The organism is Rhodococcus sp. DMU1, assembly GCF_012272955.1.
GTDB classification, from domain to species: domain Bacteria; phylum Actinomycetota; class Actinomycetes; order Mycobacteriales; family Mycobacteriaceae; genus Rhodococcus; species Rhodococcus aetherivorans.
Map to the genome: position 1 here is coordinate 4,949,900 of NZ_CP050952.1, position 12,346 is coordinate 4,962,245.

Annotated in this window: 12 protein-coding genes; 1 reads left to right on the forward strand and 11 read right to left on the reverse strand. The window is 71.5% G+C overall.

The window, feature by feature from the left end; all coding sequences use genetic code 11:
- Positions 1-11 precede the first annotated feature (11 nt).
- Positions 12-773 (reverse strand): SDR family oxidoreductase, encoded by a 762-nt coding sequence (locus HFP48_RS22495; RefSeq protein WP_006935179.1) that lies wholly within the window; start codon positions 771-773, stop codon positions 12-14.
- 172 nt (positions 774-945) lie between these two features.
- Between HFP48_RS22495 and HFP48_RS22500 the strand changes: the two genes are divergently transcribed.
- Complete coding sequence (locus tag HFP48_RS22500) at positions 946-1,722, forward strand: SDR family oxidoreductase (RefSeq protein ID WP_006935178.1); 777 nt, start codon at positions 946-948, stop codon at positions 1,720-1,722.
- Positions 1,723-1,764: 42 nt separating this feature from the next.
- Here HFP48_RS22500 and HFP48_RS22505 read toward each other — a convergent pair whose 3' ends face one another.
- From HFP48_RS22505 to HFP48_RS22550, 10 genes are all read right to left on the reverse strand, one after another.
- Positions 1,765-2,577 carry a MaoC/PaaZ C-terminal domain-containing protein gene (locus HFP48_RS22505; RefSeq protein WP_043798549.1) on the reverse strand — a complete coding sequence of 271 codons (813 nt, stop codon included), beginning with the start codon at positions 2,575-2,577 and terminating at the stop codon, positions 1,765-1,767.
- 18 nt (positions 2,578-2,595) lie between these two features.
- Positions 2,596-3,771, reverse strand: coding sequence for a lipid-transfer protein (locus HFP48_RS22510; protein WP_006935170.1), 1,176 nt, complete (start codon positions 3,769-3,771; stop codon positions 2,596-2,598).
- The gene (locus HFP48_RS22515; RefSeq protein WP_043798554.1) at positions 3,768-4,208 is read right to left on the reverse strand and encodes a MaoC family dehydratase; all 441 of its coding nucleotides are present in this window, start codon (positions 4,206-4,208) and stop codon (positions 3,768-3,770) included. The genes HFP48_RS22510 and HFP48_RS22515 overlap by 4 nt, the downstream gene beginning before the upstream one ends.
- Positions 4,205-5,317, reverse strand: a complete 1,113-nt coding sequence (locus tag HFP48_RS22520) for an acyl-CoA dehydrogenase family protein (RefSeq protein WP_168580082.1) — start codon at positions 5,315-5,317, stop codon at positions 4,205-4,207. The genes HFP48_RS22515 and HFP48_RS22520 overlap by 4 nt, the downstream gene beginning before the upstream one ends.
- Positions 5,318-6,301, reverse strand: coding sequence for a bifunctional MaoC family dehydratase N-terminal/OB-fold nucleic acid binding domain-containing protein (locus HFP48_RS22525; protein ID WP_043798559.1), 984 nt, complete (start codon positions 6,299-6,301; stop codon positions 5,318-5,320).
- Positions 6,298-7,464, reverse strand: coding sequence for an acyl-CoA dehydrogenase family protein (locus tag HFP48_RS22530; protein WP_043798562.1), 1,167 nt, complete (start codon positions 7,462-7,464; stop codon positions 6,298-6,300). The genes HFP48_RS22525 and HFP48_RS22530 overlap by 4 nt, the downstream gene beginning before the upstream one ends.
- A gap of 101 nt (positions 7,465-7,565) precedes the next feature.
- Complete coding sequence (locus HFP48_RS22535) at positions 7,566-8,450, reverse strand: LLM class F420-dependent oxidoreductase (RefSeq protein ID WP_043798566.1); 885 nt, start codon at positions 8,448-8,450, stop codon at positions 7,566-7,568.
- A complete protein-coding gene (locus HFP48_RS22540; protein WP_029545909.1) occupies positions 8,447-9,319 on the reverse strand; it encodes an SDR family oxidoreductase in 873 nt (290 codons plus the stop codon). Before HFP48_RS22540 ends, HFP48_RS22535 begins: the two co-directional genes overlap by 4 nt.
- 3 nt (positions 9,320-9,322) lie before the next feature.
- The gene (locus HFP48_RS22545) at positions 9,323-11,020 is read right to left on the reverse strand and encodes an AMP-binding protein (RefSeq protein ID WP_168580083.1); all 1,698 of its coding nucleotides are present in this window, start codon (positions 11,018-11,020) and stop codon (positions 9,323-9,325) included.
- Positions 11,021-11,034: 14 nt separating this feature from the next.
- Complete coding sequence (locus HFP48_RS22550) at positions 11,035-12,228, reverse strand: NADH:flavin oxidoreductase (protein ID WP_168580084.1); 1,194 nt, start codon at positions 12,226-12,228, stop codon at positions 11,035-11,037.
- Positions 12,229-12,346 lie beyond the last annotated feature (118 nt).

The following is a 12,346-nucleotide window of genomic DNA, read 5'->3' on the forward strand; positions in this document are numbered from 1 at the left end:
CACCGGGGGCGTCAGCCCCAGCGCGACTGGCCGCCGTCGAGGGGGATCGTCGCGCCGGTGAGATACCCCGCATCCTCGCCGACTAGGAAGACCACCGCCCGCCCGATGTCGGTCTCGGGGTCGCCGATGCGGCGCAACGGGATTCCCGCGCGGAACTCCTCCGCCTCCTCCGGGTTGCGCGCCATCCAGGCCTCGAGTCCCGGCGACATCGCGTGTGGTGCAATGGCGTTGACGCGGATCCCGTCGACTCCCCACTCGCAGGCCGCGGCGCGGGTCAGCGACCGCATGCCCTCCTTGATCGACCCGTAGACGCCGTAGTTGCTCGCGTCCCAGCGGACCGCCGCCGACGTGACGAGGTTGACGATCGAGCCGCCCCCGCGCTCCTTCATCACCGGGTAGCAGGCCCGCATCAGCCGCAGCGTCGCGAGCGGGCCGGTGGCGAAGGACCGCTCGTACTCGGCGTCGGTGAACGACAGCAGCGGGCCGGGCCGGCAGTCGTTGGCGTTGTTGACCAGGATGTCCACGCCGCCGAAATGCGTCACGGTGCGCTGCACCGCCGCGTCGACGTCGTCGGCGCTGCTCACGTCGCAGCGCAACGCCAGCGCCTTGCCGCCGAGTTCCTCGATCGCCTCGGCCGTCGCGACCACCTTGGATTCGGTGCGGCCGGCGGCCGCGATGTGCACCCCCTCCTTGGCGAGCGCGAGGGCGATGCCCCGTCCGATCCCCTGTCCCGCGCCCGTGATGAGCGCGACCTTGCCGTCCAGCTTGCCCATGTGTCCCTGCTCCCGGTTCTCTCGCCACTACGGAAATCCTGGTGCCCCAGGCGTCCCGTCCACTATCCTTGACCAAGCACTTGCTTGTCCACGTCGGTTCCCGCTCGCGTCCACGAAAGGCGCGCGACGGCAAGCAGTCTCGAACCGACCCGAGTTCCAGAAAGGTAGCCACGTGCACCTTCCCAATCCCGTCGACCACACCGGACGCGCCGTGATCGTCACCGGCGGCACCAAGGGCATCGGCTTCGTCGTCGCCGAACACTTCCTCGCCGCGGGCGCCGACGTCCTGGTATGCGCCCGCAACGAGCCCGGGTCCCTGCCCTCGGCCGGCGGGCGGAGCGCGGCGTTCCGGGCCGTCGACGTGCGCGACCCCGCCGACGTGGCCGCCCTGGTCGACGACGCCGTCGCCCGGTTCGGCCGGCTCGACGTGCTGGTCAACAATGCCGGCGGGTCACCGGACTCCGACGCCGCCACCGTCTCCCCGCGCTTCGTGGAGAAGATCGTCGCGCTGAACCTGCTCGCCCCGTTCTACGCGGCGCAGGCGGCCAACCGGGTGATGCAGGAGCGGCCCGGGGGCGGCTCGATCATCAACATCGGCAGCGTCTCGGCACACGATCCGCAGCCCGGCACCGCCGCGTACACCGCCGCAAAGGCCGGCCTGCTGGGCCTGACCAAGGCCCTCGCCCTCGAATGGGCACCGAAGGTGCGGGTCAACCACATCACCACCGGCCTGATCCGCACCGAGGCCGCGGCCTCGGTCTACGGCGACGACGGCGGCGCCGCGGTGACCCGCACCCTGCCGATGGAGCGGATGGCCGTCCCGTCGGACATCGCGCGCGCCTGCCTGTTCCTCGGCAGCGACCTCGCGTCCTACGTCAACGGCGCCGACCTGGCGGTCCACGGCGGCGGCGAGTACCCGGCCCGCTACATGGCCCTGCACGGCAAGTGACGCGTGGACCGGTGCCCGGCAGCCGGGCACCGGTCCACGACCTCACGCGAACGACGCGCGCGCCCCCGAGATCACGGCCTGCCCGTCCGCGGCCACCTCGAACACGGCGTCGTCGCGTCCGCCCCACACCCGCAGCACGGCGACGTCGCCGGGGAACACCGGCGCCGCGAAGCGGCCCTGCAGTTCGGTCAGGTCCGCCGGATGCGCCCCGAGGAGCCGGGCCAGGGGCAGGGTCACCGCCGCCAGGGTGCACAGCCCGTGCATGATCGGGCGCGGCTGACCGATCCGCGCGGCCGCCTCCGGATCGATGTGGATGTGGTGCCGGTCGCCGGTGAGCCGGTACAGCGCGGCCTGGTTCGCGGCCGTGGCCAGTTCCCCGGTCAGCTCCGGCTCGCCCTGCGGCGCCGCCGGCTTCGACGGGCCGCGCTCGCCCCCGAAACCACCCGCGCCGGGCGCGAAGATCGACCACGTCGCGACGAAGTACTCGCACTCGACGCGGACCTCGAACACGGCCGCGGCCCCCTTGTCCCACACCTCGCCCACCGACGCCCGCAGCTCCACCTCACCGCGACGCGGCAGCGGGGCCAGCACGGTCAGCTCCTGCGAGCCGTGCAGCGCCGTCGTCGTGTCGAACGCGCCGCGCGAGCCCAGCTCGTCCGGTGCCCACTGGGCCAGGGTCAGCGCGAACGTCGGCAGCACCCGCAGCCGGTCCTCGAGCACCAGGTCCAGGTCGGTGGCGGGCTGGGCGCCGACGGCGAGCGCGTAGAGGATCGCGTCGCGCTCGTCGTAGGCCACCGTGCGGGTGCCCAGGTCGGCTCCGCGCCACGCGCCGGCCTTCTGCTCCACTGCCGTCATTGTCGAATCCTTCCGGGATCAGGCGGCACCGAGGATCAGTCCGGACGTGGGAACCGCGGTTCCCGCCGTGACGATCACGTTCTCGACGCCGTCGGGTTGATTGGTGGAGGTGCCGCGCACCAGGCGGACCGCCTCGGCGATGCCGTTGACACCGTGCAGATACGCCTCGCCGACCTGGCCGCCGTGGGTGTTGCTCGGCAGCCGGCCCCCGATCTCGAGGTTGCCCTCGCGGACGAAGTCCCTGGCCTCGCCGACGCCACAGAAGCCGAGTTCCTCGAGCTGCGGCAGCACCAGCGGGGTGAAGTGGTCGTAGAGGATCGCCGCGTCGATGTGGTCCGGACTCAGTCCGCTCTGGCCGTAGAGCTGGCGGCCCACCAGTCCCATCTCGGGGATGCCGGTGATGTCCGGACGGTAGTAGCTGGTCATCATGTGCTGGTCCTTACCGGAGCCCTGCGCGGCGCCCTTGACGAGCACGGGCCGGTGCCGCAGGTCCCGGGCGCGTTCCGCCGAGACGACGACGAGGGCCTGACCGCCGTCGGTCTCCTGGCAGCAGTCGAGCAGGTGCAGCGGCTCGGCGATCCACCGCGAGTTCTGATGGTCCGCGAGCGTGATGGGCTTGCCGTGGAACCACGCGGCCGGATTGTTCGCGGCGTGCTTGCGGGCGACGACGGCAACCCGACCGAAATCCTCACTCGTGGCACCGTACTGGTGCATGTAGCGGCGGGCGAACATCGCGACCCACTGAGCGGGCGTCGCCAGCCCCTGCGGGGTCAGCCACGCGTAGGCGGCGCGGTCGGCGGTCGAATCCATCGGCCGGTCGTGCTGGCCGAGACCGAACCGGATACCGGAACGTTCGTTGAACGCGCGGTAGACCACGACGACCTCGGCGACGCCCGTCGCGACGGCCATCGCGGCCTGCTGCACCGTCGCGCACGCCGCCCCGCCGCCGTAGCCGATGCGGGAGAAGAACTTCAGTTCCCCGAGCCCGCAGTTGCGGGCGACGAGGATCTCGCCGTTGGTCTCCATCGTGTAGGTGGCCAGTCCGTCGACCTCGGACGGGTCGATGCCGGCGTCGGCCAGCGCGGCGACGACGGCCTCGCACGCGAGCTGCAGCTCCGAGCGGCCGGACTTCTTGGAGAACTCGGTGGCGCCGATGCCGACGATCGCGGCGGCACCGGAGAGCGGGCTGGTCATCGGGTTCCTCCCGGCCGGTCGGTGAAGGCGATCGTGACAGTGCCGGTGGCGTGGTCGCCGAGGCTGTTGGCGCCGCGGACGCGGACCTCGACGAGGCCGTCGGACTTGCCGACCACCTCGCCGGTAATCGTCATGGTGTCCCCGGGGTAGTTCGGTGCGCCCAGACGGATCTTCACCCGCCGCACGACGGCGCACGGACCGGACCAGTCCGTGACGAACCGGCCCACCAGCCCGTTGCTGGTGAGGATGTTCATGAACACGTCCTTCGAACCGCGCTCGCGCGCCAGCTCGGGGTCGTGGTGGACATCCTGGAAGTCGCGGGTCGCGAGGGCGGTCGCGACGATCAGTGTGCGGGTGAGCGGGATCGCGAGTTCGGGCAGTGCCTCGCCGATCTCGATGTCGTCGTAGCTGCGGCCCGTGGACACGGTGGCGGTCACGCGACCACCTCGACGCCGGCGGCGAGCTGGGCGCCCAGGCGCGCCAGATCCGACGCGGAGCCACCGAGGGTGGCGCCGATCTGCTTGCCCCACAACAAGTGCCGATGCACCGGATAGTCGGTGTCGACGCCCATGCCGCCGTGCACGTGCGTGGTGCGGTGCACGACGCGCTGGCCGCCGTCGGTGGCCCACCACTTCGCGACGAGCACCGAGGTGCCGGGGTCCTGTCCCTCGGCGAGCAGCCACGCGGCCTGCCACAGCGTCACGCGCATCGCCTCGAGGTCGATGTAGCAGTCGGCCAGCTGGTGGCCCACGGCCTGGAACGTCGCGAGCGGACGTCCGAACTGCATGCGCCCGTTGAGGTAGGTGACGGCCTGCTGGACGGCACCCGAGCCGACACCGAGCTGGATCGCGGCGAGCGCGAGCTCGACGCGGTCGAGCAGCCACTGCGCGGCGGTGCCGTCCGTGGGCCCGAGCAGCTCGGCGGGAGCCGAGTCGAACGTGACATTGCCGCAGATCTCCCAGGTGGTCGAGTGCGTCTGCTCGACGGAGACGCCCGCGCCGGCGAGATCGACGACGAACAGCGCGGCACCGGCCGGGGTGGTGGCCGAGACGATCGCGCGGGACGCGACGTGGGTGACGGGGACGACGGCCTTCGCACCGGTCAGGGCCCACCGGCCGCCGGCCTCCGTGGCGGTGGTCTGCGGGTCACCGGGGACGTAGGGGCCGAACTCCTCGAGACCGATCGTCAGGAACCGGCTGCCGTCGGCGACACCCGGCACCAGCGCGGTGCGCTGGTCGTCGGTGCCGAACTCGGCGACGGCGAGCGCGGCGAGCACCGACTGCCAGATCGGCACCGGCGCCACGTGCCGGCCCTGCTGCTCGAGCAGGACGTACAGCTCCGCCAGGCCGAGCCCACCGCCGCCGAGGTCTTCGGGCAGCGCGACGCCGAGCAGACCCGTCGTGGCCAGCTCCCGCCACAGCTGCCGGTCGATGCGCTCGTCGCTCAGCTCGACCTGCTTGACCCGATCGATGCCGGCCTTGCCGGTGAAGACCTCGTGCGCGAGGCCGCGAATCGCTTCCTGCTCTTCGCTGAAGTTGAAATCCATCTACGAATCCTTCCGTGCGGCCGGCCGGAACGCGGGCAGCGTCAACTCGGGGTCGGCGTCGATCCAGTCCAGTTCCACCGCCATGCCGATCTCGACCTCGTGCGGTTCTACACCGGTCATGTTCGCGATCAGCCGGGTGCCCTCCTCGAGTTCGATCGTCGCGACGACGAGCGGGTACTCGAACCCGGGGATCCGCGGGTGGTGGTTGACGACGAAGCTGTAGACGGTGCCGCGGCCCGACGCGTCGACGGTGTCCCACTCGAGGGAACGACACCGCCCGCACATCGGCCCGGTCGGATGCCGCAGCGTGCCGCACGCCGCGCAACGCTGGATCACCAGGCGGTGCTCCCTGGCCGCCTCGAACCAGAAGGCGTTGTCGGCGTTGATCGCGGGACGCGGGCGCAGACCCTTCGGGACGGTGGATTCCGAGCCGGGCGAGCTCTCGCGCTTCGGCTCCGGCTGCGCCGTGTCCTTCGGCCGGAAGCGCAGGGTGCGCCAGCGCTGGGTGGCGACGACCGCGCCGTCCCCGTTGCGGTACGTCTTGAGGGTGGTCACGAAGTGACCCGCGCCGAGCCCGGTCCTCTTCTCCTCGGAGATCGATTCGATCACCTCGGTGAGCGAAACACGTTCGCCGGGGCGCAGTTCGACGAAGAACTCGAAGTCCGAGTCCGTCGCGACGACGGACGTGAAGCCGGCGTCGTCGAGCGTGGCGATCAGGTCGGTCCACACCGGCGACGGGTCGTTGTTCGCCATCTTGTCGGTAAAGGTGCGCATCGTCCACACCTGCGTCATGAGCGCGGGCGCGACGGCACCGTCGCGGCCGGTGGCGCGGGCGGCGGCGTCGTCGAGGTAGATCGGGCTGGTGTCGCCCATCGTCTCGACCCAGTGCCGGATCATCGGGGTGTTGACCGCGTCAGGGCCCCACGTCGTCGGCGTCAGGGTCTGCCCCTCGAACGCCCTCAGCCTGGTCAGCAGTTCGCTCACTTGACCCTCTTCTCCCGCACCAGGCCCAGGCCCATCGTGCCGACCATGTCGCGCAGGACCTCGTTGACACCGCCGCCGAACGTGTTGACCATGCCCTGACGGGAGATCTGCTCGATCTGTCCGGCGAGCACGGCTCCCGGCGACTCGGGGCGGATCCGGCCGGCGGCCCCGAGAATGCCCAGCAGCGTCCGGTACACGTCGACGTGCGTCTCCGTGCCGTACACCTTGGTCGCGCCCGCGTCGGCACCGGAGAGGGTGTCGGCCGCGACGGCGGCGGTCATCTTCCAGTTCAGCAGCCGCATCGCCTCGAGCTTGGCGTGGGTGCGAGCGAACTCCTGCTGCACCCAGGAAATCTCGATGGCGCCGTTCTCCTTCGCCCAGTCCAGCACCTGCTGCCACAGCCCGTAGGTGCGGCCGCCGATCGCGGCGAGGCCGATGCGTTCGTGGTTGAGCTGCGCGGTGATCAGCGGCCAGCCGCCGCCGACCTCGCCGACGACGTCCCGGTCCGGGATTCGGATACCGCTGTAGTAGGTGGCGGTGACCGAGAGACCCCCGACGGTGTGGATCGGCGACCACGAGAACCCGGGCGCGTCGGTCGGCACGATGAGGATCGAGATGCCCTTGTGCTTCGGGACGTCCGGGTCGGTGCGGCACGCGAGCCACACGTAGTCGGCCGTGTTCGCGCCCGAGGTGAAGATCTTGTTGCCGTCGACCACCCACTCGTCGCCGTCGCGCACCGCGCGGGTCTTCAGCGACGCCAGGTCGGTGCCGGCCTCCGGTTCGGTGTAGCCGATCGCGAAGACGATGTCGCCGGAGAGGATGCCGGGCAGGAAGCGGTCCTTCTGTTCCTGCGTGCCGTATTTCATCAGGGTCGGCCCGACGGTGTTCACGGTGACGAACGGGAAGGGCAGGCCCGCCCGCTGCACCTCGTCGAAGAACACGAACTGTTCCTCGATGGAGCGGCCCTGCCCGCCGTACTCCGTGGGCCAGCCGATCCCCAGCCAGCCGTCCTTGCCGAGCAGCGTGACGACCTCGCGGAAGTGCTCGCCGCCCACCCCCTGCTCACCGGCACGGCGGCGCTTGTCCTCCGGCAGCAGCGACGCGAAGTAGGCGCGCAGCTCCTTCCTGAGCGCGACCTGCTCCGGGGATTCCTTCAGATCCATCGCGATTCTCCTAGCGACCGAATGTCGTTGTGACCTCGGACGCTAGTCAGCGTTGCCGTCGGCCGGGCGGAGCATCTCGGCCAGCGGGAACCGGCCCGGCGTCAGACCCGGCCGAGGCGTTCGGCGCAGGCGGCCATCTCGTCGAGGACCTGGCTCAGCGATCCGGCCTTCGGCGAGGCCGACAGCACCATCCGCCCGGCCCCCAGCTTCCGGGCCCGGTCCATCCGCGCCTCGTCCAGCCGCGGCAGGGTCGCCCCCAAGACCAGCTCGACGGTGCCGGGATCGCGGCCCGCCGCCTCGGCGGCGCGGCGCATCCGCCCGATCGCGCGGTCGAGGTCCTCCCCCGCCAGGCCGAGCGGCTGGAACCCGTCGCCGAGCCGGCCGGCCCGCCGCGCGGCGGCCGCGCTGTGCCCACCGATGTACAGCGGCACCCCGGTCTCGCGGTGCGGTTTCGGCCAGCTGTGGGCGCCGCGGAAGGTGAAGAACTCGCCGTCGAAGTCCACCCCGGCCGGGCCGGTGCCGGCCCACAGGGCCCGCATCACCGCGATCGCCTCGTCGGCGATCTTCCCGCGACGGTCGAAGTCGCCGCCGCACGCCTCGATCTCCTCCCGCATCCAGCCCAGTCCCAGGCAGATCCGGACCCGGCCGCGGGCGAGCCGGTCGAGGGTGGCCAGGCGTTTGGCCAGGACCACGGGATGGTGGTTGGGCAGCACCAGCACCCCGGTCGCGAGCCCTAGGTCGGTGGTGGCGCCGGCGACGAACGACAGCAGCTCGAGCGGGTCGGGCAGGTCGCAGTCGTCGGGCAGGTGCGACTTGCCGGTCGGCGCATACGGGTACGCGCTGCCCGTGTTCGCGACGACGACGGAATGCTCGACGGCGGAGATCTCGTCGAAACCCAGTTTCTCGGCGGCGCGGGCGAATTCGAGGATCCACTCGGGTTCCCCGCTCTGCTCCAGCTCGACCGGCACCACCACACCCAGCTTCACGTGACGTCCGTCCTCTCGTTCCGCCGCTCCACCGCGGAAGCGGACATCCTCTCGATCAGCGTCGGCGCCCATACGACCTTGCCCAGCAACCGGTCCGCGTCGGGCACCGTCGCCAGCCACACCGCGGCGTCGGCGGGCACCGTCGCCGGCACCGCGTCGAACCCGGCGTCCTCCACCGCGCGGGTGCCGCCCCGGGCCCGCCCCGACTCGGTGACGACGAAACCCGGACTGAGGTTGAACGCCCGGACGCCGCGGGCGCGGTACTCGGCGTTGATCATCCCGGCGACCCGCGCGAACGCGGCCTTCGACGCCGCGTACGACAGACCCCAGCCGCCCTCCCCCGGCGGCGCGGGCGGATCGATCGCGGCCGACCCGGACACGAGGTCGATCACGACGCCGCCGCCGCGGGCGAGCATGGCCGGCAGCACCGTCTGGATCAGCGCCAGCTGGTGCAGGTAGTTGCCCTCCACCATGGCGGCGGCGTCGGCGAGATCGATGTCGAGGAGCCGGTCCATGTTGCCGCTCGTCTGTGCGTAGGCGTTGTTGACGAGCACGTCGATCCGGCCCCACACGTCCAGCACACGGCGGCCCGCGGCCCGCACGGAGTCGACGTCGAGCAGGTCCATCGGGACGGACAGTGCCCGCACCCCGAGCGATTCGATCGCCGCCGCGGTGGTCTCGAGGCTGCCGGGGACGGCGATCGGCTCGTCGCCGTCGCGGCGGGTGCGCGGAGGCACCGTGCCCCGGCCCTCGCGGACCGTGCGGGCGGTGACCGCGACGTCGAAACCGGCCCGGGCGAACGCGAGGGCGGTCTCGCGCCCGATGCCGCGGCTGGCACCGGTGACGAGGGCGACGCGGGTCTCCGGCATCGCCTACACGCTCAGCAGCCGTTGCCGGCCGTGCGCGGCGAACTCCCGGTCGAGCGCGGCCTTGTCGTCCGCGCTCATCGCGGTGTACTCCGGCGCGCCGCGTCCCACCCACCGGTACACGGGCTCGGTGGTGTGCCAGCGCTGCGCCTGCAGCTCGCGCTTGAGGACCTTGTTCGAGCCCGTCACCGGCAGGTTCGTCGACACGCGCACGAACCGCGGCGCGGCCTTCGAACCGAGATCGGCCTGCCCGGTGAGGAATTCGGCGAACTCGACCGGATCGAAGCCGGCGAGGGACTCGACCTCGATCGCCGCCATCACCTGATCGCCCGACCGGGGATCCGGCACCGCGTAGACGCCGGTGCTCACGACCTTCGGATGCCGGCGCAGGACCCGCTCGATCATCAGGGCCGAGGTGTTCTCGCCGTCGACCCGGATCCAGTCGCCCTTGCGGCCGGCGAAGTAGATGAAGCCGGCCTCGTCGACGTAGCCGAGATCGCCGGTCCAGTACCAGCCGTTGCGGATCCGCTCCGCGTCGGCGACGTCGTTCTTGTAGTAGCCCTCGAAGGCGCGGGCGCCCTCCTTGTTGATCATCTCCCCGATCGCCTCGTCCGGGTTGAGGACGCGGCCGTGCTCGTCGAGCACCGCGCGGGCGCACTCCTCGAGGGTGTCGGGGTTCACCACCGCGATACCCGCGTGGGCGGGCCGGCCGAGGGCGCCCTCCGGGGCCTGCGGATCGAGCCGGACCGAACCGGCGCCCTCGCTCGAGCCGTACCCCTCGTACAGCACCGCACCGAACCGGCGCACGAACTCGGCCTTGTCCTCGGGCGAGGCCTCGGTGCCGAAACCCCGTTCGAGCCGGTTGTCGGCGTCGTCGGGCTGCTCCGGCGTGGCCATCAGGTACGCCAGGGCCTTGCCGACGTAGGTGAAGAACGTCGCGCCGAAGAACTTCACGTCGGGCAGGAAGCCGGACGCGGAGAACTTGCGGGTCAGGCACACCGTCGCGCCGTTGGCCAGCGCCGGCGCCCACAGCGCCATGAGCGCGTTGCCGTGGAACAGCGGCATGCAGCAGTAGTCCACGTCGTCGCGGTGGTGCCCGTACTTGGCGGTGTTGGCGTACGCGAGCCGCGACAACCGGCCCTGGGAGCACTTGACGGCCTTCGAACGGCCGGTGGTGCCGGAGGTGAACAGCAGCAGGAACAGGCTGTCCTCGCCGACGCCGTCGGCGATCGCCGGTTCCACCCGCTCGAGCCGCGCCGCGTAGTCGGGATCGTCGATCAGCAGGAAGCGGTCCTCGTCGAGGCCCAGGTCGAGGCCGCGCAGCTTCGCCATCCCGGCGGTGTCGGTGACGATGAGCTGGCAGTCCACGTACCGGATCTCGGCCTCGAGCTCCGCCGCGCCGCGCGTGGGATTGATGCCGACGACCGTCGCGCCCGCCAGGGCCGCCCCGCCGAGCCAGAACAGGAAGTCCGGGACGTTGTCGAGAAGAATGCCGATGTGGAACGGGCCGTCGACGCGCAGCGACCGCGCGAGCGCGCCCCGCGCGGCGCTCTCGCGCACCACGGCGTTCCACGTCCAGTCCTGCTCCCGGGTCCGCAGGCCGAGCCGGTCGTCGCCGACGCGGTCGAGCAGCATCTCGGCGATGGTGGCGCGCTGCACCCCCGTCTCCGTTGCGGCGGCGCGGGGGTTCACGGTGCTCGTCATCGTCGCGGCTCCCTTCACGCCGTCCGGAGCACGCAGTGGGTGCCCCCGTAGATGGCGGTCATGCACTTGTTGCAGTGGTTGCACAGCGACGCGGCGGCCGCGTCCTCCTGCATGCGGTTGACGAGATCCGGCTCGCGCAGCAGCGCCCGCGCGGCGGCGACGAACTGGAAGCCCTCGGCCATCGCCTCGTCGATGATCGCCCGGTTGGTGATGCCGCCGAGCAGCACCAGCGGCATCTTCAGCTGCGACCGGAACTGCTTGGCGTCCTCGAGCAGGTAGCCGTCGCGGTAGGGGTACTCGCGCAGGAAGTGCTTGCCCACCAGCTGGATCCCGAGCTTCGTGGGCTGCGGCATCACGGCGGCGAAGTCGCGCAGCGGCGCGTCGCCCTTGAACAGGTACATCGGGTTGAGCAGGGAGCTGCCGGCGGTGAGCTCGAGGGCGTCGAGGGAGCCGTCGGCCTCGAGCCACTTGGCCACCTGGATCGACTCGTCGAGCCAGAAGCCGCCGGGCACACCGTCGTCCATGTTGAGCTTGGCGAGGATCGCGATCCTGTCTCCCACGGCGTCGCGGACGGCGCGGGCGGCTTCCCGCGCGAAGCGCGCGCGGTTCTCGAGCGAGCCGCCGTACTCGTCCTTGCGCTTGTTGATCTTCGGGCTCAGGAACGAGCTGATCAGGTAGTTGTGCCCGAAGTGGATCTCGACCGCGTCGAACCCGGCCTCGACGGCGCGGCGCGCGGCCTCGGCGTGGCCCTCGGTGATGCGGGCGATGTCCGCCTTGGTCGCGGGCTTGCTGAAGTTCTGGGTCGTCATGCGGAAGGCGCGGCTCGGACCGAGGGCGGGGGTGCCCAGGTACTTGGCGGCGGAGACCGGTCCGGCGTGCCCGATCTGCGCCGACACCGCGGCGCCCTCGGCGTGGATCGCGTCGGTGAGCCTGCGCATGCCGGGCCGAGTCTCGTCGGTCCACTGCAGCTGGCCGGGCGCGGTGCGGCCGTCCGGCGCGACGGCGCAGTACGCGACCGTCGTCATGCCGACGCCGCCGGCGGCGGGCCGGCGGTGGAACTCGATGAGCTCGTCGGTGACGAGCCCCTTCGGGGTGAGCCCCTCGAACGTGGCCGCCTTGATGACCCGGTTGCGCAGGGTCAGCGGACCGAGCTTCGCGGGGGCGAAGGGATCGATCCTCGTCGTCGGGTTGTCGAGAAATGTGGACATGCGGTTGCTCCTCCGGCAGCGATTCTGCGCCGAACGTAGCCCCGGCTGTCGGGTGGATCACGGGAAGTCCCGCTCAGTGGTAACCACTTCCGCGGCCGCGATCCGGCATGAGAAATTG